The sequence below is a fragment of the Pseudomonas sp. CFBP 13711 genome (assembly GCF_014842265.1).
Classification (GTDB): domain Bacteria; phylum Pseudomonadota; class Gammaproteobacteria; order Pseudomonadales; family Pseudomonadaceae; genus Aquipseudomonas.
This window is the reverse complement of record NZ_JACYVI010000007.1, coordinates 166,931-188,674: the sequence shown is the minus strand read 5'-3', so window position 1 is coordinate 188,674 and position 21,744 is coordinate 166,931. Positions and strand designations below refer to the sequence as shown.

Here is a 21,744-nt window from a genome sequence, read left to right as displayed (position 1 = left end):
CGTATGCCAGACATCTGCGACGCGAGCGCTTGCCGAGCTCACGCGCGCACCACCAGAATCAGGCCAACCTCAAGAACGGAGCGCACGTCATGATGCACGCAGACCTCATCGACCAGGACGACCTGATCAGCCAACTCAGGGCGATCGGTCTTGAAGTACCCTCCGGCCTCAGCGCGGAACAGGCGTGCGCACAGGCGGTGCGCGGCCTCAATGACGATCGCGCTCGGGCATTGCGGCAATTGGTCGAGAAACTGCTGAGCGGCAGCGCAACGATTTTGCCAGCCGTGCGCCAGGCGATTGATCAGCAGTTGTTGCCGGCGCTGGCCACTTACAAACAGGGCCAGGCGCAGGCTTGAGATAACCTTACGCGGTGATAAGGAAAGGCACGTTGCCCTACAACCGCACGCTCGCAAACGTCGATTCATTACGCGCCTGACTCAGCGCCGACAGCGGCCCGGACAACGGCGCCAGAACGATCGACTGCGGGATCGGCAACATACCCACCTGCTGCGCGGTGTTGGAGCCGACGCGTTCGTCCCGTGGCGGGATGCCGAAGTATTCGCGGTAGCACTTGGAGAAGTGCGGCGTGGACACGAAGCCGCAGACCGACGCCACTTCGATGATCGACATCGGCGTTTGCTTGAGCAGCTGGCGGGCGCGGATCAGGCGCAGCTTGAGGTAGTAGCGCGACGGCGAGCAGTGCAGGTATTTCTGGAACAGCCTTTCCAGCTGACGCCGGGACACGGCGACGTAAACCGCGAGTTCATCCAGATCGATCGGCTCCTCCAGGTTGGCTTCCATCAGCGCCACGATTTCCTGCAGCTTCGGCTGATTGGTGCCCAGCATGTGCTTGAGCGGCACACGCTGGTGATCCTGTTCGTTGCGGATGCGTTCATAGACGAACATCTCCGAGATGGCAGCAGACAGTTCACGTCCATGATCGCGGCTGATCAGGTGCAGCATCATGTCCAGCGGTGCGGTGCCGCCCGAGCTGGTGAAGCGGTTGCGGTCAAGGGTGAACAGGCGCGTGCTCATGGCAACGCGGGGGAAAGCTTCCTGCATCGCGGCCAGGCATTCCCAATGCACGCTGCAATCAAACCCGTCCAGCAAGCCTGCGCAGGCCAATGCCCAACTGCCGGTGCACACCGCCCCCAGACGACGGGACTGACGCGCCTGGCTCTGCAGCCAGCTGACGTGTTCGCGGGTGACGGTGCGCTGAATGCCGACGCCACCGCAGACGATCACGGTGTCGAGCACCGGCGCCTTGTGCATGGCGGCATCGGGGGTGATCTGCAGACCATCGCTGGCCCAGACCTGGCCGCCATCCGCCGTCAGTGTGGTCCAGCGATACAGCTCGCGGCCTGATAACTGATTCGCCATACGCAGTGGCTCGACCGCTGACGCGAGGGAGATCAATGTGAAGTTGTCCAGCAGCAGGAAGCCGATGGATTGGGGCGTACGGTTCTGGGGTTGAGCCCCGGAGTTGAACGAAGTCATCACAATTTCTCCTCACGCGTAAAACGGTTGATGGCCCCGGCAGGAGGCTCTTGTTGTATCGCCCTCATCTGTGGAGAGCTTTGTCATTGCAACGCAAATGCCATGCCTAAAGTTGAATGGGCATTCAACAACCCCTGATTGCGACGTCGCGAAGCGTCTATTCGGCAGCGACATGACGATTCAAATCGCGACCCCGAGGGACGCTGAGCCGCAGACGCGGCGGGCGGGATGAGCAATTCCGTAGCACTTGTGTGAACCATCGAATCGGCAGACGGTCCGGGAGTGTCACCCGACGCATGGGGTGATCGGCGGGTAGCCATGGGTTACGGATTCAGATGGCATCGCGCCAGCTCAAGGGGGAAGCGCGCGCCAAAACGTAGCGGGCTCAGTGCGGCGTGAGCGAAAAGCGAGCAGCCATCTACGGATGCACCTGCTTCTATCCTGGCAGCGGGCGTTATCGACTCAACATTCGACAGCGCTGACCGCCAGCCCGCCGCGGGACGTCTCTTTGTATTTGTCGTGCATGTCGGCGCCGGTATCGCGCATGGTGCGGATGACCCGGTCCAGCGAGATAAAGTGCTGGCCGTCGCCGCGCAGGGCCATTTGCGCGGCGTTGATGGCTTTCACCGCAGCGATGGCGTTGCGCTCGATACACGGCACCTGAACCAATCCGCCCACCGGATCGCAGGTCAGGCCGAGGTTGTGTTCCAGGCCGATTTCCGCCGCGTTGCACAGCTGCGCCGGGGTGGCACCCAGGATGTCCGCCAGCCCGGCCGCCGCCATGGCGCATGCGGAACCGACCTCGCCCTGACAGCCGACTTCGGCGCCGGAGATCGATGCATTCTTCTTGCACAGAATGCCGATGGCCGCGGCGCCCAAGAGGTAATCGACCACGTTGGCTTCGCTCACTTCGTCGCTGAATTTGACGAAGTAATGCAGCACCGCCGGAATGATCCCAGCCGCGCCGTTGGTGGGCGCCGTGACCATGCGCCCTCCGGCAGCGTTTTCTTCATTGACGGCCAGCGCGAACAGGTTGACCCACTCCATTGCGCTCAGCGTCGAGCCAATCACGTTCGGCTTGTTCAGCTCCAGAAGGCTGCGGTGCAGACGCGCCGCACGGCGACGCACGTTCAGGCCGCCCGGCAAAATACCCTCGTGCTTCAACCCCAGCTCGACACACGCCTGCATGGCCCGCCACAGGTGCATGAGCCCGGCGCGGATTTCATCTTCGCTGCGCCAGACTTTCTCGTTTTCCATCATCAGTTGCGACACCCGCAAGCCGTGGGTTTCGCAGAGCATCAGCAGTTCGTCCGCACTGGAGAAATCATAGGGCAGCACGGTTTCGTCGCGATCCAGCACGCCGCTCGCCGCCTGGGCCTCATCGACGACAAAACCGCCGCCCACTGAGTAATAGGTGTCGCGATGAAACTCACCGTGCTCATTGAAAGCAACCAGCGTCATGGCGTTGGGATGGAACGGCAGGTTTTCGTCGATGAGCAGCATGTCGCGCTGCCAGACGAAAGTAATCGGGTGATCGCCATTGAGCTTCAAAGTGTCGGTTTCACGCAGTTCGGCGATGCGCTGGCCGATCAGCGACGGATCGATCGCGTCGGGCCATTCGCCCATCAGGCCCATGATCACGGCGCTGTCGCTGCCATGGCCGACGCCGGTCGCCGACAGCGAGCCATACAGCCGCGCCTCCACGCGGTTCACCTGCTCCAGCTGATCGCGTTCGCGCAGGCCCTGAACGAACAATGCGGCAGCGCGCATGGGGCCGACGGTGTGGGAACTGGAAGGGCCGATACCGATCTTGAACAGGTCGAACACGCTGATTGCCATTGACCGCAAACCTCCGAAAACAGGGCTCCCGGCGCGCCGCGCGGCCGGCGATGGAGCTGCTACGCTCACGTAGCGATCCATCGAGATGGCGGCATCATCAGCCTTTTGTTTTGCAGGGCGGCGTCTCACACCGACTCACCCATGCCCACCAACGTCGCGTCTGCTTTAACCGGTACATGAACACGATCGGCTGCCGATTCCGGCACTTTTTGCCGTATCGTCACTCTGCTTTTGTCCCGGGAATCATTCGGCGAGCAGGGAAAAAACCTGTAAGCGACGTCACTGATACTGGATACGACGCCCTGTGTACTGGATACGACGCCCCCTGTAGGCGTTTGTTTTTCCCTGTTACATGATCGTTGTCGACTCAATCGCCAGACGCAGTGATGGAGCGGTTTTCCCAACTTGACTCGCCGACACCAGAAAACGCATCAGCTGCGGTTGATGCCGAGAAGAAAACACCAAAGGAGTCCAACATGAAAGGTTCACAAAGGCTGTTGCTGGGCGTTGCGCTGAGTCTTCCGATCCTGGCCCAGGCCGCAGAGCCTGCCGCTTGCCAGATGGTCAATTTTTCCGATGTGGGCTGGACCGACATCACGGCGACCACCGCCGTCACCAGCGTCGTGCTGCAGTCGTTGGGCTACAAAACCAAAACCACGATGATTTCCGTGCCCGTGACCTACAAGTCGCTGGCCGATGGCAAGAACATGGATATCTTCCTCGGCAACTGGATGCCGACCATGGAAAACGACATCAAGGCCTACCGCGACGCCGGCACCGTCGAAACCGTCCGCGCCAACCTCGAGAACGCCAAGTACACCCTCGCCGTTCCTCAAGCGCTGTACGACAAGGGTCTTCACGACTTCGCTGACATCGTCAAATTCAAGAAAGAACTGGACGGCAAAATCTACGGCATCGAGCCGGGCAACGACGGCAACCGCCTGATCCAGAGCATGATCGACAAGAACGCCTTCGGCCTGAAAGACGCAGGCTTCAAGGTCGTCGAGTCGAGCGAAGCGGGCATGCTGTCCCAGGTCGACCGCGCTTCGCGTCGCAACACCGACGTGGTGTTCCTCGGCTGGGAACCGCACCCGATGAACACCCGCTTCAAAATCAAATACCTCACCGGCGGCGATGACTTCTTCGGCCCCGACTTCGGCAAAGCCACCGTCTACACCAACGTGCGCAAGGGCTACACCACCGAGTGCAGCAACGTTGGTCAACTGTTGAAGAACCTGTCTTTCACGCTGCCGATGGAAAGCGCGCTGATGGGCAACATCCTCGACGACAAGATGAAGCCTGAAACGGCCGCCAAGGCGTGGCTGAAAACCAACCCTCAAGTACTCGACACCTGGCTGGCGGGTGTCACCACCGTGGACGGAAAACCTGGCCTGGAAGCCGCAAAAGCCGAGCTGACGAAGTAACTCGACAGGCAGGCGGGTACGCCCGCCTGTTGTCCTCTTTTCATCCCGCACGCGGACAACCGACATCATGCTGACTGATCATAAAATCCCTCTGGGCGAGTACATCGCCGGCTTCGTCGAATGGCTGACGCAGCACGGCGCCAGCACCTTCGACGCCATCGCTTCGTCACTGGAAACCATGATTCACGGCCTGACCGGCGGGCTGACCTGGTTCAACCCCTTCGTGCTGATCGGCCTGGTTGCCCTGCTCGCCCACTTCATTCAGCGCAAATGGGGCCTGACCGTATTTGTGATCATTTCCTTTCTGCTGATCCTCAACCTGGGGTACTGGCAGGAAACCATGGAGACCCTGGCCCAGGTGCTGTTCGCCACGGCGGTCTGCGTAGTAATCGGTGTGCCGCTGGGCATCATTGCCGCGCACAAGCCGATGTTCTACACCTGCATGCGCCCCGTCCTCGACCTGATGCAGACGGTGCCTACGTTCGTTTACCTGATCCCGACCCTGACCCTGTTCGGCCTCGGCGTAGTACCGGGCCTTATTTCGACGGTGGTGTTTGCGATCGCCGCGCCGATCCGTCTGACCTACCTGGGCATCTGTGATGTCCCGCAAGAACTCCTCGACGCCGGCAAAGCCTTCGGCTGCTCGCGCCGTCAACTGCTCTCCCGTATCGAACTGCCCCACGCCATGCCGAGCATCGCGGCCGGCATCACCCAGTGCATCATGCTGTCGCTGTCGATGGTGGTAATCGCCGCGCTGGTGGGCGCGGATGGCTTGGGCAAACCTGTGGTCAACGCACTGAACACTGCTGATATCGCACTGGGCTTCGAAGCGGGCCTGGCGATCGTATTGCTGGCGATCATGCTCGACCGGATCTGCAAACAACCGGACGCCAAAGTGAGGGCTGACGCATGAGCATCATCAAATTCGATCAGGTTGACGTCGTCTTCTCCAAAGACCCGCGTGAGGCACTCAAGCTATTGGACCAGGGCCTTACACGGGCTGAAATCCTCAAGAAAACCGGTCAGATCGTCGGCGTTGAAAAGGCCACGCTGGAGATCAACAAAGGTGAGATCTGCGTGCTGATGGGCCTCTCCGGCTCGGGCAAATCCAGCTTGCTGCGTTGCATCAACGGCCTGAACACGGTCAGCCGCGGCTCGCTGTTCGTCGAGCACGAAGGCAAGCAGATCAACATCGCCGCCTGCACTCCTGCCGAGCTGAAGATGATGCGCACCAAACGCATCGCGATGGTGTTCCAGAAGTTCGCCCTGATGCCGTGGCTGACGGTGCGCGAGAACATCAGTTTCGGTCTGGAAATGCAGGGCCGCCCCGAGAAAGAGCGGCGCGCGCTGGTGGACGAAAAACTGGAGCTGGTCGGCCTGACCCAATGGCGCAACAAGAAGCCGGACGAGCTGTCGGGCGGCATGCAACAGCGTGTCGGCCTAGCCCGGGCACTGGCGATGGACGCCGATATTCTGCTGATGGACGAGCCGTTTTCGGCACTCGATCCGCTGATCCGTCAGGGCCTGCAGGATGAACTGCTGGCGCTGCAGAAAAAGCTGAACAAGACCATCGTCTTCGTGAGCCACGACCTGGACGAAGCGCTCAAGCTCGGCACCCGCATCGCGATCATGAAGGACGGCCGGATCATTCAGTACAGCGTGCCGGAAGAGATTGTGCTCAACCCCGCCGACGAATACGTGCGTACGTTTGTCGCCCACACCAACCCGCTCAACGTGCTGTGCGGTCGCAGCCTGATGCGCCCGATCACCCAGTGCACGCGCATCAACGGTTCTCAGGTCTGCCTGGACCCGAGCGACGACACATGGATTGATCTGTCCGACGGCAACGCCATCACCGGCGCCCATCAGCATGGCGCGAGCCTTGATCTGCAAAGCTGGGAGCCGGGTCAGTCGGTGGATGCACTCGGCCGCAAACCGACCGTCGTCCACTCCGACATCGGTATGCGTGACGCCCTGCAGATCCGCTATCACACCGGCAACAAACTGGTGCTGCAGGAAAACAACCAGCTGGTCGGCATCCTCGGCGACAGCGAGCTGTACCACGCGTTGCTGGGCAAGAATCACGGCTGAAGGTCAGCTTTAAGCTGCGAGCTACAAGCTGCAAGAGAAGGGCCGCCAAACCTTGATTCTTGCGGCTTGAGGCTTGGCGCTTGTAGCTGCTTTTCTGCGCCCCTCGTTTTTTGTTGATTGAACGTTCAATTAAAAAGCTTTACAGTGGACGCCGTTTCCAGCCACCCACGATCACCCGGCACATCAAGGAGCCCCACAGATGCCCAAGGTCGGTATGCAACCCATTCGGCGTCAGCAGTTGATCCAGGCCACCCTGACGGCGGTCGATCAGGTCGGGATGGGCGATGCCAGCATTGCGCTGATCGCCAAACTGGCAGGGGTCTCCAACGGCATCATCAGTCACTACTTTCAGGACAAGAACGGCCTGATCGCAGCGACAATGCGCCACTTGATGAATGCGCTGATCGCCAGCGTCGCCGAGCGGCGCCGGGCATTGAACGACGACAGCCCCCGGGCTCACCTGAAAGTGATCATCGAGGGCAACTTCGATTCCAGTCAGGTCAACGGTCCGGCAATGAAAACCTGGCTCGCCTTCTGGGCAACCAGCATGCATTCGCCCTCGCTGCACAGGCTGCAGCGAATCAACGACCACCGTCTTTATTCCAACCTCTGCTGCCAGTTCCGTCGCGCATTGCCGTTGGATGAAGCACGCAGCGCAGCCCGGGGGCTGGCGGCCTTGATCGACGGCCTATGGCTGCGCGGCGCGCTTTCGGGCGACGCCTTCGACACCGAACAAGCGCAACGGATTGCCTACGAGTACATGGACTTTCAACTGGCAAAAGCGCCGAGCTGAAGCAGCCGGCACCACGACCAAGGCAGCGCATGGCGCACTCGGTCGTCACCCACCCAGATTACTGCGAGGATTTTATGGCCCGTTTCGAATTGCAAAAACTCTACATTGACGGCGGCTACGTGGACGCCAGCAGCAACGCGACCTTCGAAGCCATCAACCCGGCCAATGGCGAAGTCCTGGCCCAGGTCCAGCGCGCCACCAAAGAAGACGTTGAGCGCGCGGTCGTCAGCGCTGAAAAAGGCCAGAAAATCTGGGCCGCCATGACCGCCATGGAGCGCTCGCGCATCCTGCGTCGTGCCGTCGACATCCTGCGTGAACGCAACGATGAGCTGGCCGAACTGGAAACCCTGGACACCGGCAAAGCGATCTCCGAAACCAAATACGTCGACATCGTCACCGGCGCCGACGTGCTGGAGTACTACGCCGGCCTGGTGCCCGCCATCGAAGGCGAGCAGATTCCGCTGCGTGACACCTCGTTTGTCTACACCCGCCGCGAGCCGCTGGGCGTCACCGTCGGCATCGGCGCGTGGAACTACCCGATCCAGATCGCCCTGTGGAAGTCCGCCCCTGCACTGGCCGCCGGCAACGCAATGATCTTCAAGCCAAGCGAAGTCACCTCGCTGACCACGCTGAAGCTGGCCGAAATCTACACCGAAGCCGGTGTGCCGGACGGCGTGTTCAACGTACTTACCGGTGCTGGCAGCGACGTCGGCAGCTGGCTGACCGAGCACCCGCGCATCGAGAAGATCTCGTTCACCGGCGGCGTACAAACTGGCAAGAAAGTCATGGCCAGCGCGTCGAGCTCGTCGCTCAAGGAAGTGACCATGGAGCTGGGCGGCAAGTCCCCGCTGATCATTTTCGACGACGCCGATCTGGACCGCGCCGCCGACATCGCGATGATGGCCAACTTCTACAGCTCCGGTCAGGTCTGCACCAACGGCACTCGCGTGTTCGTGCCGAGCGCACTGAAGGCAGCGTTCGAAGCGAAAATCCTTGAGCGCGTCAAACGCATCCGCGTCGGCAACCCGCAAGACGACAACACCAACTTCGGCCCGCTGGTGAGCTTCGCGCACATGGAAAACGTGCTCGGCTACATCAACAAGGGCAAGGAAGAAGGCGCCCGCCTGCTGATCGGCGGCGACCGTCTGACCGAGGGCGAGCTGGCCAATGGAGCGTTCGTTGCCCCGACCGTGTTCACCGATTGCACCGATGAGATGACCATCGTCAAAGAGGAAATCTTCGGCCCGGTCATGAGCATCCTCAGCTACGACAGCGAAGAAGAAGTGATCCGCCGCGCCAACGACACTGAAATGGGTCTGGCCGCCGGCATCGTGACCAAGGACCTGAACCGCGCGCATCGCGTGATCCATCAACTGGAAGCCGGTATCTGCTGGATCAACGCCTGGGGCGAGTCCGACGCGAAGATGCCGGTCGGTGGCTATAAGCAGTCGGGCGTGGGCCGCGAGAACGGTATCAGCTCGCTGGCGCAGTACACCCGCATCAAGTCTGTGCAGGTCGAGCTGGGCGATTACGCGTCGGTGTTCTGATCCTGTAAAGCCGCACCGGCAACACGCATTTCACTGTAGGAGCGAGCTTGCTCGCGATTGCTGAGTGTCAGCCGCCAGCAACATTGGGGCTATGACCTCATCGCGAGCAAGCTCACTCCTACAGGACTTGCGCACCTCCGACTACTTTCAAGAGGGAGCATTTCAAATGTCCCAGGAATTCGATTACATCATCATCGGCGCCGGCTCGGCCGGTAACACCCTGGCAGCCCGTCTCACCGAAGACGCAGGCGTCACCGTGCTGTTGCTTGAAGCAGGCGGCCCGGACTATCGCGCTGATTTCCGCACGCAGATGCCAGCCGCCCTCGCGTTTCCGTTGCAAGGCCGTCGCTACAACTGGGCCTACGAGACCGAGCCAGAGCCGCACATGAACAACCGCCGCATGGAATGCGGTCGCGGCAAGGGCCTGGGTGGCTCGTCGCTGATCAACGGCATGTGCTACATCCGCGGCAACGCCATGGACTACGACGGCTGGGCGAAAAACCCGGGCCTGGAAGACTGGTCCTACCTTGATTGCCTGCCGTACTTCCGCAAGGCAGAAACCCGCGATATCGGCCCGAACGACTACCACGGCGGCGAAGGCCCGGTCAGCGTGACCACGCCTAAAGCCGGCAATAACCCGCTGTTCGCCGCAATGGTGGAAGCGGGCGTGCAAGCCGGTTATCCGCGCACCGACGACCTCAACGGTTATCAGCAGGAAGGTTTCGGCCCGATGGACCGTACCGTCACGCCGTTCGGCCGTCGCGCCAGCACCGCCCGTGGCTATCTGGACGAAGCGAAGAAGCGCTCGACCCTGACCATCGTCACTCACGCGCTGACAGACCGGATTCTGTTCGACAACAAGCGCGCCGTCGGCGTGGCCTACCTGGTTGGCGACAGCGACACCCGCATCGAAGCGCGTGCTCGCAAGGAAGTCCTGCTGTGTGGCGGCGCCATCGCTTCGCCGCAGATCCTGCAGCGTTCCGGCGTCGGCCCCGCCGCGCTGCTGAAGAAGCTCGACATTCCGGTCGTTCATGATCTGCCGGGCGTTGGCGAGAACCTGCAAGACCACCTCGAGATGTATTTGCAGTACGCCTGCAAAGAGCCGGTCTCGCTGTACCCGTCGCTGCTGTGGTGGAACCAGCCGGCCATCGGCGCCGAGTGGATGTTCCTCGGTAAAGGGATCGGCGCCAGCAACCAGTTCGAAGCAGGCGGTTTCATTCGTTCGCGCGAGGAATTCGAGTGGCCGAACATTCAGTACCACTTCCTGCCGGTCGCGATTAACTACAACGGCAGCAAGGGCGTGAAAGAGCATGGTTTCCAGGCGCACGTGGGTTCGATGCGCTCGCCAAGCCGAGGCCGCGTGCAGTTGAAATCGAAGAATCCCCGCGAGTACCCGAGCATTCTTTTCAACTACATGGCGTCCGAGCAGGACTGGCAGGAATTCCGCGACGGCATTCGCCTGACCCGCGAGATCATGCAGCAGCCGGCGCTGGACCAATACCGTGGCCGCGAAATCAGCCCGGGCATCGACGTGCAGAGCGACGAGCAACTGGACACGTTTATCCGTGAGCACGCCGAGACGGCGTATCACCCGTCCTGCTCGTGCAAGATGGGCACCGATGAAATGGCGGTCGTTGACGGTCAGGGCCGTGTGCACGGGATGGAAGGGCTGCGTGTGGTAGATGCGTCGATCATGCCGCTGATCACCACCGGCAACCTCAACGCGCCGACGATCATGATGGCCGAGAAAATTGCCGACAAGATCCGCGGCCGTGCCCCACTGCCGCGTAGCACCGCCGATTACTACGTCGCAGGCAATGCGCCCGTGCGTGGCAAGCCGATGCGCGAAGTGGGCCCGTTGGCGCAGTAACCACCGCCAGCGCTCTTGGAGATCCTTCGGGATGCTGTGCAATCGTGCAGCACACCCGGACCATGTGTGAGCGAGCTTGCTCGCGAAGAAGGCATTATTACCGCCGCAAATTTAGCGGATGTTCTTGCCTCTTCGCGAGCAAGCTCGCTCCCACCAGTCCCTATCTCACTAGATACATCTCCGGCGCCGACGTGCCTCCACCGCCATCCCTCCCCGCTGCAGTGATCATCCGCGCTATGATTCGGGCCGTTGCCTGTCCGAATCGCCAAGGAGCCTTCCTGCATGTTCGACTTCTCCGCTCAGCTCAAACAGCGGTTCGCCGCCCTGCAGAGCAGCGCCCCGTTTTTCTCCCTGCGTTACGTCAAACAGACCAGTCAGCATCTGTCGGTGCGCAAGAACGTCGCCGAGCCGCCGCAATTGAGCATCGACGAAGGCGCGATGCTGACCGTGCGCATCAATGGCGTCGAAGCCTATGCGGCCACCAACGACATCTCCCAGCGCGGCCTTCAATCGGCGCTGGAACAAGCAGAGACTCAAGCGCGACAACTGGCCCCGCATTCGCTGCTCGACCTGGGCGACCATGCTGTCGCCACTGCCCGCGCCGATTACCTCTCGCCCAACCTGCAAAGCGCGTTTCCATCGCTCAGCGATTGCTATGCCCTGCTCAACGCTGAATCGGCGTCGGTGCCCAGGGACGAGCGTCTTGTCAACTGGCAGGTAAGCCTGGGCCTTGAGAACGTCGAGCAGATCTACCTGAACAACGCCGGCGCCGAGATCCGTCAGGCCCAGCGCTTCGTCTTCCCCGGGCTGACCGTCACGGCCTACGACGGGCAGGACAGCCAGACCCGCAGCCTGGGTCGCGAGAACTTCGGCCAGCAAGGCGGCGCGGAAGTCATCGCTTCGTGCGGGATCATCGGTGCGGCGGTCAACGTCGCCGATCAGGCGCTGCAACTGGTCATGGCGCCAAACACGCCCTCCGGCCCGCGCGATCTGTTGCTGACGCCCGACCAGATGACCCTGCAAATCCACGAATCCATCGGTCACCCGCTGGAGCTGGACCGCATCCTCGGCGATGAGCGCAATTACGCCGGCACCAGCTTCGTCAAAGCCAGTGACTTCGGCACGCTGCAATACGGCTCAAGGCTGCTCAACGTGACCTTCGATCCTGAAATCCCCGAGCAACTGGCGAGCTACGGCTTTGATGACGACGGCACACCGGCGAGCAAGCAATTCCTGATCAAGGACGGCGTATTGGTGAGGCCTCTGGGCGGCGCGCTGTCGCAATACCGCAGCGGCATGGAAGGCGTCGCCAATAGCCGCGCGTCGAGCTGGAACCGCGCACCCATCGACCGCATGGCCAACCTGAATATCGAGCCGGGCGACCAGTCGATGGCGCAGCTCATTGGCGGCATCGAGCACGGCATTTTGATGAGCACCAACCGCTCGTGGTCGATCGACGATGCGCGCAACAAATTCCAGTTCGGCTGCGAATGGGGGCAGTTGATCGAGAACGGCGAGATCAAGGGCGTGGTGAAAAACCCGAACTACCGCGCGATCTCCGCCCAGTTCTGGCGCAACCTCAGCGCGGTCGGCGACGCCAGCACCTTCAAGGTCCTCGGCACGCCCAACTGCGGCAAAGGCGAGCCCAATCAAGTGATCCGCGTAGGGCACGCCTCGCCCGCTTGCGTGTTCGCCAGCGTTGATGTTTTCGGAGGTGACGCATGATGTCCCATCAAGCGCAATTCAAGGCCCTGGCTGAATGGCTGCACGGCGCGGTCACGGCAGACGAGCGTTACACCTTGAGCTACGACGCCGAAGCGTCGGACTTCATTCGCTTCAACCACGCCAAAGTGCGTCAGGCCGGCCACGTGCAGCAGGCCAGCGTGACCTTTAAGCTGATCGCCGCAGGCCGTCACGCCAACCTGAGCCTCACGCTGTCGGGCGATGCCGAGGTCGATCGACAGCGCCTGAGCGAGGCGCTGCTTCAGTTGCGTGAAACGCTGACGCTCTTGCCGGAAGACCCTTATCTGCAACTGAACGAAGAGGCCTGGCAGAGCAGCAACGTGCAGGAAACGCCGTTGCCGGACAGCGCCCATGTGGTCGAGCAGATCGCGCAATTGGGCGAGGGGCTGGATCTGGTCGGCATCTACGCGGCCGGTCCGATTTATCGCGGCTTCGCCAGTTCCAGCGGTGCGCTGGGCTGGCATCAGGCCAACAGTTTCAATTTCGACTGGAGCCTGTTCCACGAGAACGGCCAGGCGGTAAAAGCCAATTACGCCGGCCACACTTGGACGGACGAAGGCTTTGCACGGCGCTTTGCGCTGGCCCGTGAGCAATTGGCGTTTCTTGGCCACCCGGCACATGCCCTCGCGCCCGGGAAATACCGTGCCTATCTGGCGCCCGCCGCACTGGAAGAAGTCATCGGAATGCTGTGCTGGGGTGGATTCTCCGCGCAGTCGCTGGCTGACAAGACCAGTCCCTTGCAGCGGCTGTACGACGGCCAATCCACGCTGAGTTCGCTGGTGAGTTTGAACGAGCAGGTCAGCGGCTCGTTGTCCCCTGCGTTTTCCGGCGAGGGTTATCCGCGCATGGACCTGTCGCTGGTGGCCGAAGGCGTGGCCCGGGATCGCATGATCGACTCGCGCAGCGCTGCCGAATACGGCCTTGTCGCCAATGGCGCAGGCTGGGGCGAGTCGCCGAGTGCGCTGAGCATGGAAGGCGGTTCGCTGGCGCTGGATGAGGTGTTGGAAGCGCTGGGCACGGGCCTGTACATCAGCAACCTGTGGTATTTGAATTTCTCGGACCGCACCGCCGGGCGCATCACCGGGATGACGCGCTTTGCCACGTTCTGGGTCGAAGACGGGCAGATCAAGGCGCCGGTCAACACCATGCGTTTCGACGACAGCATCTTCAGCCTGCTGGGCACCGCACTGGAGCAACTGACCACAGAAAGGGAACTCCTGCTGTCGACGAGCACCTACAGTCAGCGCCAGACCGCCTCGAATCTGCTGCCCGGTGCGCTGCTGAGTGGGTTGACGCTGACGCTGTAATGCATCGGCTTGCCCGGCACCCAACTGTCGGGCATCCACACAGCTTTCTTTGGAAGTTATATCCAAACAGCAACAAGCCCGTTGCCCGCAACCCATAAGGACCCTCGATCCACATGCCGACCTCAACACCGCAGCTGGACGCCCGCACCCTGCGCTGGATGCCATGGGTCATCGCCATCGCTTTTTTCATGCAAAGCCTGGACGGCACGATCCTCAACACCGCACTGCCATCCATGGCGCGCTCGCTGTCCGAAGACCCATTGCGCATGCAGTCGGTGATCATCGCCTACATGCTGACCATCGCCCTGCTGATCCCCGCGTCGGGCTGGATTTCCGACCGCTTCGGCATCAAGCGCATCTTCTTCAGCGCCATCCTGCTGTTCAGCTTCGGCTCGCTGCTGTGTGCGGTATCCAACTCCGTCGGCATGCTGGTGGGCGCGCGGGTGATTCAGGGCCTCGGCGGTGCGTTGATGATGCCGGTAGGACGGCTCATTGTGCTGCGCGCCTACCCCCGAACCGAGCTGGTGCGCACGCTGAGCTTCATCACCATGCCCGCCCTGCTCGGCCCGCTGATGGGCCCGACGGTCGGCGGCTGGCTGGTGGAATACCTGAGCTGGCACTGGATCTTCCTGATCAACCTTCCGGTGGGAATTCTGGGGTGTTTTGCCGTGCGCAAATTCATCCCCGATCTTCAGGGCGGCGGACGCACGCGGTTTGATCTGGTGGGGTTCGGCCTGTTCGGCGCGTCGATGGTGCTGATCACGATCGCGCTGGAAGGCTTGGGCGAACTGCACTTGCCGCACTTGCGGGTGGTGATGCTGCTGTTCGGCGGCATGGCCTGTCTCGCCGCGTACTGGTTGCGCGCCAGTCATGTGGAAGCGCCACTGTTCTCCGCTCAGTTGTTCAAGACCCGCAGTTTCGCGGTGGGCATCATGGGCAACCTGTTTGCCCGACTGGGCAGCGGCGCCCTGCCTTTCCTCCTGCCGCTCATGCTGCAAGTCGCCCTGGGTTATTCACCGTCACACGCCGGCATGAGCATGATTCCCCTGGCCCTCGCGGCGATGTTCGCCAAACCGCTGGCAACCAAGGCCATTGAGCGGCTGGGTTATCGCATCGTGCTGACCGGTAACACGCTGCTGTTGGGTATTCTGCTGGCGAGCATGGCACTGGTCACGGCCAACACGCCGTACTGGCTACTGCTCATTCATCTGGCGTTTTTGGGCGGGGTCAACTCGCTGCAGTTCTCGGCGATGAACGCGGTGACGCTGATCGACCTCGATGACGCCAGTGCCGCCAGCGGCAACAGTTTGCTGTCGGTGGTCGCGCAGTTGTCCCTGAGTCTTGGCGTCGCCTGTGCGGCCGCCTTGCTGGGCGGATTCAGCGACGACGTGGCGACGGGTGAAGTCAGCGACGTGCTCGGCGCGTTTCAGCTGACCTTCCTGTGCGTCGGCGTGCTGGCGATGCTGGCGGCGTCGATCTTCCTGCAGCTATCGCCGCGCATGGCACCCGAAGCACCGGCCCGCAAACCGCAACCGGAGCCCGAGATCGAGGCGTGACCCACTCACCATTTATCGCGCGCGGCCCCAAGGCAGGGGTCGCGACCTGATACACTGCGCGACATTTTGTTTTGCAGGCCCGTCCCGTGACTAACACCGCTTTTAACTCACTGCCCCTTTCCGCCGCCATGCTGGCTAACCTGGAGTCCCTTGGTTATGCCGAGATGACGCCGATTCAGGCGCAGAGCCTGCCGGTGATCGTCAAGGGGATGGACCTGATTGCGCAGGCCAAGACGGGCTCCGGCAAGACCGCTGCATTCGGCATCGGCCTGCTCAATCCGATCAATCCGCGCTACTTCGGCTGCCAGGCGTTGGTGCTCTGCCCCACCCGTGAGCTGGCCGATCAGGTGGCCAAGGAAATCCGTCGTCTGGCGCGTTCCGAAGACAACATCAAGGTCCTGACCCTCTGCGGCGGCGTGTCTTTCGGCCCGCAGATCGGCTCGCTGGAGCACGGCGCGCACGTCATCGTTGGCACACCGGGTCGCATTCAGCAGCATCTGCGCAAGGGTTCGCTGGTGCTGGACGGCCTGAACACGCTGGTGCTGGACGAAGCCGACCGCATGCTCGACATGGGTTTCTACGACGCCATCGCCGACATCATCGAGCAGACGCCCAAGCGTCGCCAGACCCTGCTGTTCTCGGCCACGTACCCGGTCGGCATCAAGCAGCTGTCCTCGAAATTCATGCGCGATCCGCAGACCGTCAAGGTCGAAGCGCTCCACGCCGACAGCCAGATCGAGCAGATCTTCTATGAAATCGCGCCGGAGCAACGCCTCGAAGCAGTGGTCCGCGTGCTCGATCATTTCCGTCCGCAGTCCTGCGTGGCGTTCTGTTTCACCAAGCAGCAGGTTCAGGAAGTAGTCGATCACCTGACCGCCAAGGGCATGTCTGCCGTCGGCCTGCATGGCGATCTGGAACAGCGTGACCGCGACCAGGTGCTGGCGATGTTCGCCAACCGCAGCACCTCGGTGCTGGTGGCCACTGACGTCGCTGCGCGCGGTCTGGACATCGATGGCCTGGACATGGTGCTCAACGTCGAACTGGCGCGGGATTCGGAAATCCACATTCACCGCGTCGGCCGTACCGGTCGTGCGGGTGAGACCGGCATCGCCGTCAGCCTCGTCGCGCCCGGCGAAAGCCAGCGCGCCCGCGCCGTTGAAGAACTGCAGAAAGCGCCGCTCAACTGGCAGCAATACGACCAGCTGGAGCGCAAGGAAGGCGGCAGGCTGCTGCCACCGATGACCACGCTGTGCATCGGTTCCGGCCGCAAAGACAAACTGCGCCCCGGCGACATTCTGGGCGCGCTGACCGGCGAAGCCGGCATTCCCGGCTCTCAGGTGGGCAAGATCGCGATCTTTGATTTCCAGGCCTACGTCGCCGTGGAACGCAGCATGGCCAAGCAGGCGCTGGAACGTTTGAACAACGGCAAGATCAAGGGCAAATCGTTGCGCGTGCGGATCTTGTAAACACCCGCAATACCGCATCGCCACCTTGCTCGCGAAAGCGTCAGCAGAATCAACATTGATCGCTGACAGATTCCACGATCTTCTTCCCGATATTCCGAGGACACCGCTTTGCCCGTTACTGACGTTGTGATCATCGGGGCCGGCGCCGCAGGTTTGATGTGTGCATTCACGGCGGCCCAGCGCGGGCGCAAGGTCATGCTGATCGACCACGCCAACAAGCCGGGCAAGAAAATCCTCATGTCGGGCGGCGGTCGCTGCAACTTCACCAACATGTACACCGAGCCCGCCAACTTCCTCTCGCAGAATCCGCATTTCTGCAAATCGGCGCTGGCCCGCTACACCCAGTGGGATTTCATCGAGCTGGTGGGCAAGCACGGCGTGCCGTACCACGAAAAGAAACTCGGCCAACTGTTCTGCGACAACAAGTCCAGCGACATCCTCGATCTGCTGCTCGCTGAATGCGACACCGCTGGCGTGAGCCTGCACATGGACACCTCGGTGCAGAGCATCGAGAAAACCGACAGCGGTTACCAGCTGAAAACCACCCTGGGCGAGCTCCGCTGCGAGTCGCTGGTGATCGCCACAGGCGGGTTGTCGATTCCGACGCTGGGCGCTACCGGTTTCGGTTATCAGGTCGGCAAGCAGTTCGGCCACACGCTATTGCCTACCCGGGCGGGCCTGGTGCCGTTCACCATCACCGATCAATTGAAAGAGCTGTGCACCGAGCTGACCGGCACGTCGGTCGATTGCCTGGTGAGCTGCAACGACGTCAGCTTTCGCGAGAACATCCTATTCACCCACCGTGGCTTGAGCGGGCCGGCGATTCTGCAGATCTCGTCCCTCTGGCAGCCGGGCGACACGGTCGAAATCAATCTGATGCCCGACCACGACGCCCACAACTGGCTGACCGAGCAACAGGCCGAACGCCCGAACAGCGAACTGAAGACGCTGCTCGGCGAGATTTTCACCAAGAAAATGGCCAACCTGATTGCCGAGCAATGGTTTGTGTCCAAGCCGATGAAGCAGTACACCCACGCTGAACTGGCCGACATCGCCACCAGACTGGCGAGCTGGCAAGTGGTACCGGCGGGCACCGAAGGGTATCGCACCGCGGAAGTGACACTAGGCGGCATCGACACCCGCGAGGTGTCGTCGAAGACCATGGAATCCCTGAAATCACCGGGGCTGTATTTTGTCGGTGAGGTGCTGGATGTCAGCGGGCATCTGGGCGGCTTCAACTTCCAGTGGGCCTGGGCCTCGGCGTATGCGGCGGCGCAGTTCGTCTGAGCAGTCGTTGCGAGCAAGCCTACAACGTCACAGACGCACGCGATCTCTGTAGGAGCAATCGGAGTTTACGACGGTCGCGAAGAGGCCGGGTCAGGCAATACACATTCAGTGCCTGACCTTGCGCCTTCGCGACCGTCGTTACCTCCGATTGCTCCTACAAGGGCGTGTTGCAAATGAGAGAGGCACCCTTGGGGTCAAGGTGCGTTTTGAGGTATTGGCATCCGCCCCGGAATAAATTTTGCTAACCGGATGTACAGCGCGCATCCGGCGCTGTACATATCCCTGAGCAAAATCAATCGCGAACAAGGCCGTCAGCGTTCATGGCATCGACATCGTTGCGCAATACATTCCGCCGTCTCTGGGCGCTGGACAAGTTTTCCTACAGCGTGCGGGTTTTCATCGCGCTGACCGGCAGCATGGCGCTGTGCTGGTACCAGAACGAGATGTCTCAGTTGATCCCGCTGTTCCTCGGGATTATCGCCAGCGCCCTGTCGGAAACCGATGACAGCTGGCAGGGCCGGCTCAATGCGCTGGCCGTGACGCTGGTGTGCTTCAGCATCGCGGCGCTGTCCGTGGAGCTGCTGTTCCCCTACCCCGTGGTGTTCATCTGCGCCTTTGCTTTCGCGGCGTTCTGCCTGACGATGCTCGGTGCGCTGGGCGAGCGCTACGGCGCCATTGCCTACGCGACGTTGATTCTCTCGGTCTACACCATGATCGGTGTCGATCAGCGCGGCGGCGAAGTCACCGATTTCTGGCATGAACCCATGCTGCTGGTCGCAGGCGCGGCGTGGTACGGCCTGCTGTCGGTGCTGTGGCAGATGCTGTTTTCCAATCAGCCGGTGCAGCAGGCCCTGGCCCGACTGTTTCGCGAGCTGGGCCTGTACCTGAAGCTCAAATCAGAGCTGTTCGAGCCGATTCGCACCCTGGATATCGAAGCCAAGCGCCTAGAGCTTGCCAAGCAGAACGGCAAGGTCGTCGGTGCGCTCAACGTGACCAAGGAAATCATCCTCAACCGTGTGGGCAGTGGCCGCCCCGGCTCGAAGGTCAGCCGCTACCTGAAGCTGTACTTCCTGGCCCAGGACATCCACGAACGTGCCAGTTCGTCGCACTATCCCTACAACTCCCTGGCCGAGGCGTTTTTCCACAGCGATGTATTGTTTCGCTGCCAGCGCCTGCTGCGCCAGCAAGGTCGCGCCTGCCGTGACCTGTCGGCGTCGATCCAGCTGCGCCAGCCGTTCATCTATGACGACAGCTTCGCCCACGCGCTCAATGATCTGCGCGCCTCCCTAGAACACCTGCGCATTCAGAGCAATCCGGCGTGGCGCGGGCTGCTGCGTTCGCTGCGGGCGCTGGCCAATAACCTCGGCACCCTTGACCGGCTGCTCAGCGATGCGAGCAACCCCGACGCCCTGGCGGACGCCACCGACAGCAGCCTGCTGGACCGCTCGCCGCGCAACCTCAAGGACGTCTGGACGCGGCTGCGGCTGCAACTGACGCCGACCTCGCTGTTGTTCCGTCACGCCCTGCGCCTGCCATTGGCGCTGGTCATCGGCTACATCATGGTTCACCTGATCCACCCGTCCCAAGGGTACTGGATCATCCTCACCACGGTGTTTGTCTGCCAGCCAAGCTACGGCGCCACGCGGCGCAAACTCGGACAGCGCATCATCGGCACCGCCATTGGCCTGACGGCGGGCTGGATTCTGTTCGACCTGATCACCACCCCGGTCCTGCAATCGATGTGCGCGGTGCTGGCCGGCGTGGTGTTCTTCGTCAACCGCACCACGCGCTACACGCTGTCGACGGCGGCAATCACGGTGATGATCCTGTTCTGCTTCAATCAGGTCGGCGACGGTTACGGCGTGTTCCTGCCGCGCCTGCTGGACACGCTGCTGGGCAGCCTGATCGCCGGCCTGGCGGTGTTCCTGTTCCTGCCGGACTGGCAAGGTCGCCGGCTGAACAAGGTGCTGGCCAACACGCTGTCGTGCAACAGCATTTACCTGCGCCAGATCATGCAGCAGTACGCGAACGGCAAGAGCGACGATCTGGCCTATCGACTGGCCCGACGCAACGCCCATAACGCCGACGCGGCACTGTCCACCACGCTGGCCAACATGCTCATGGAGCCCGGGCATTTCCGCAAAGAGGCCGACGTGGGTTTCCGCTTCCTGGTGCTGTCACACACGCTGCTCAGTTATCTGTCGGGCCTGGGGGCCCATCGGGACGCACCGCTGCCGCCCGAAGTGCGCGAGCAGCTGATCGAGGGCGCCGGGGCCAGCCTTGCCGCGAGCATCGATGAAATCGCCCAGAGCCTGGCGATGCGTGAGCCGGTGGCGGTGCAAAGCGACGCTGAGGAGGCGCTGGCGACGAGCCTGGAACAGATGCCGGAAGAAATCGACGAAGGCCAACGGCTGGTGCAAACCCAACTCGCGCTGATCTGCCGTCAGTTGGGGCCGTTGCGCACCCTCGCAGCGCACTTGATCAAAGATCCCGTCAAAGAACCCGACCTCACAGACCGTGCAGCTTGATGAGCTTGTCGTACGTGCCGTCGGCTCTCATGTCGGCGATAGCCTTGTCGAAATCCAGAACGATCTGCTGATGATCCGCCCGCTTGATGCTGACCAGCATGTGCAAACTGTTTTCGCTCAGTGACTTGGGCAGAAATTCAACGCTGGCCTGCACGTCCGCAGGCTCGCGATTGAGGGCAAAGCGCGCCGCGTACTCGTCTTCCACCGTTAAGTCGACCCTGCCCGCCGCGAGCATCCTGACAGCGGTCGAGAAATTCGCAACCGGCACCTTCTTCAGCTCGGCATCGGCGTCGAATTCGGGCGAATAGGCGTAGCCGCGCACGACGGCAATGGAATAGCCGTGCAGTTGCGACAGGCTCTGAAAGTCGATGGCGGCGTCTTTGCGTTTCAGGAAAAGCAGGCGGTTAATCAGGTATGGCGCAGAGAAAACCCCAATGCGCGTGCGGTCTTCGCTGTACCAGGCGTTGATGACGATGTCATATCGCCCTTCGCTCAGCCCGTGAATCGCCCGCGCCCAGGGGACCTGCTCGTATTCGGTGTCATAACCGGCGCGGCCCAGGGCCGTGCGAATCAGATCAGTGGAAAGCCCGTCGTGCAGCAATGACACGTCGGCATAAGGCGCCCACGCATCGCCGGCGAGACGCAATGTCTGCGCGACCGCGCCTTGGGCTATCAGCATCATTCCCAACAGCCCTGCGGCGCACAGCAAACGCGACATGCTCAGCTTCCTTGTGGCAACTGGCCTTCAGTGAAGACGCATTTTGCGCATTGCACAACTCATAACACTGCGATGTTT

General features: G+C 61.7%; 16 protein-coding genes. 13 read left to right on the top strand and 3 right to left on the bottom strand.

What is annotated here, in order from left to right:
• Positions 1-89 precede the first annotated feature (89 nt).
• Positions 90-356 carry a hypothetical protein gene (locus IFT47_RS15210; RefSeq protein WP_192171150.1) on the top strand — a complete coding sequence of 89 codons (267 nt, stop codon included), beginning with the start codon at positions 90-92 and terminating at the stop codon, positions 354-356.
• 37 nt (positions 357-393) lie between these two features.
• Here the strand turns inward: IFT47_RS15210 and gbdR are convergent, their stop codons facing one another.
• Together gbdR and IFT47_RS15200 are read right to left on the bottom strand one after the other, a co-directional pair.
• Positions 394-1,497: a choline metabolism transcriptional regulator GbdR gene (gene gbdR, locus IFT47_RS15205; protein ID WP_192171151.1), complete on the bottom strand. Its 1,104-nt coding sequence runs from the start codon at positions 1,495-1,497 to the stop codon at positions 394-396.
• Between the two features lie 462 nt (positions 1,498-1,959).
• Complete coding sequence (locus IFT47_RS15200) at positions 1,960-3,336, bottom strand: L-serine ammonia-lyase (protein WP_192171152.1); 1,377 nt, start codon at positions 3,334-3,336, stop codon at positions 1,960-1,962.
• A 476-nt stretch (positions 3,337-3,812) separates the two neighbouring features.
• On the opposite strand from IFT47_RS15200, the gene IFT47_RS15195 reads away from it, so the two are divergent.
• The 12 genes from IFT47_RS15195 (at position 3,813) to yccS (ending at position 20,948) form a co-directional block, all read left to right on the top strand.
• Entirely contained in the window at positions 3,813-4,760 is a 948-nt protein-coding gene (locus IFT47_RS15195; RefSeq protein WP_192171153.1) for a choline ABC transporter substrate-binding protein, read from the top strand.
• Positions 4,761-4,824: 64 nt separating this feature from the next.
• On the top strand, positions 4,825-5,673 hold the full coding sequence (choW, locus tag IFT47_RS15190; protein ID WP_192171475.1) for a choline ABC transporter permease subunit: 849 nt from the start codon (positions 4,825-4,827) through the stop codon (positions 5,671-5,673).
• Positions 5,670-6,851 (top strand): choline ABC transporter ATP-binding protein, encoded by a 1,182-nt coding sequence (choV, locus tag IFT47_RS15185; RefSeq protein WP_192171154.1) that lies wholly within the window; start codon positions 5,670-5,672, stop codon positions 6,849-6,851. Before choW ends, choV begins: the two co-directional genes overlap by 4 nt.
• Positions 6,852-7,050: 199 nt before the next feature.
• Positions 7,051-7,644, top strand: coding sequence for a transcriptional regulator BetI (betI, locus tag IFT47_RS15180; protein WP_122533875.1), 594 nt, complete (start codon positions 7,051-7,053; stop codon positions 7,642-7,644).
• Between the two features lie 74 nt (positions 7,645-7,718).
• Positions 7,719-9,191, top strand: a complete 1,473-nt coding sequence (gene betB, locus IFT47_RS15175) for a betaine-aldehyde dehydrogenase (protein ID WP_192171155.1) — start codon at positions 7,719-7,721, stop codon at positions 9,189-9,191.
• Between the two features lie 166 nt (positions 9,192-9,357).
• Positions 9,358-11,061: a choline dehydrogenase gene (gene betA / locus IFT47_RS15170; RefSeq protein ID WP_192171156.1), complete on the top strand. Its 1,704-nt coding sequence runs from the start codon at positions 9,358-9,360 to the stop codon at positions 11,059-11,061.
• A 282-nt stretch (positions 11,062-11,343) separates the two neighbouring features.
• On the top strand, positions 11,344-12,786 hold the full coding sequence (locus IFT47_RS15165) for a TldD/PmbA family protein (protein WP_192171157.1): 1,443 nt from the start codon (positions 11,344-11,346) through the stop codon (positions 12,784-12,786).
• A complete protein-coding gene (locus tag IFT47_RS15160) occupies positions 12,786-14,111 on the top strand; it encodes a TldD/PmbA family protein (protein ID WP_192171476.1) in 1,326 nt (441 codons plus the stop codon). The genes IFT47_RS15165 and IFT47_RS15160 overlap by 1 nt, the downstream gene beginning before the upstream one ends.
• Before the next feature lie 113 nt (positions 14,112-14,224).
• Positions 14,225-15,667, top strand: a complete 1,443-nt coding sequence (mdtD, locus tag IFT47_RS15155) for a multidrug transporter subunit MdtD (protein ID WP_192171158.1) — start codon at positions 14,225-14,227, stop codon at positions 15,665-15,667.
• Positions 15,668-15,753: 86 nt separating this feature from the next.
• On the top strand, positions 15,754-17,133 hold the full coding sequence (gene dbpA / locus IFT47_RS15150) for an ATP-dependent RNA helicase DbpA (protein ID WP_192171159.1): 1,380 nt from the start codon (positions 15,754-15,756) through the stop codon (positions 17,131-17,133).
• A 108-nt stretch (positions 17,134-17,241) separates the two neighbouring features.
• Positions 17,242-18,420, top strand: a complete 1,179-nt coding sequence (locus IFT47_RS15145; RefSeq protein ID WP_192171160.1) for an NAD(P)/FAD-dependent oxidoreductase — start codon at positions 17,242-17,244, stop codon at positions 18,418-18,420.
• A 320-nt stretch (positions 18,421-18,740) separates the two neighbouring features.
• The gene (yccS, locus tag IFT47_RS15140) at positions 18,741-20,948 is read left to right on the top strand and encodes a YccS family putative transporter (protein ID WP_192171161.1); all 2,208 of its coding nucleotides are present in this window, start codon (positions 18,741-18,743) and stop codon (positions 20,946-20,948) included.
• On the opposite strand, the gene IFT47_RS15135 is transcribed toward yccS, so the two are convergent.
• A complete protein-coding gene (locus IFT47_RS15135) occupies positions 20,929-21,666 on the bottom strand; it encodes a substrate-binding periplasmic protein (RefSeq protein WP_192171162.1) in 738 nt (245 codons plus the stop codon). The genes yccS and IFT47_RS15135 overlap by 20 nt on opposite strands.
• Between the last annotated feature and the right edge of the window lie 78 nt (positions 21,667-21,744).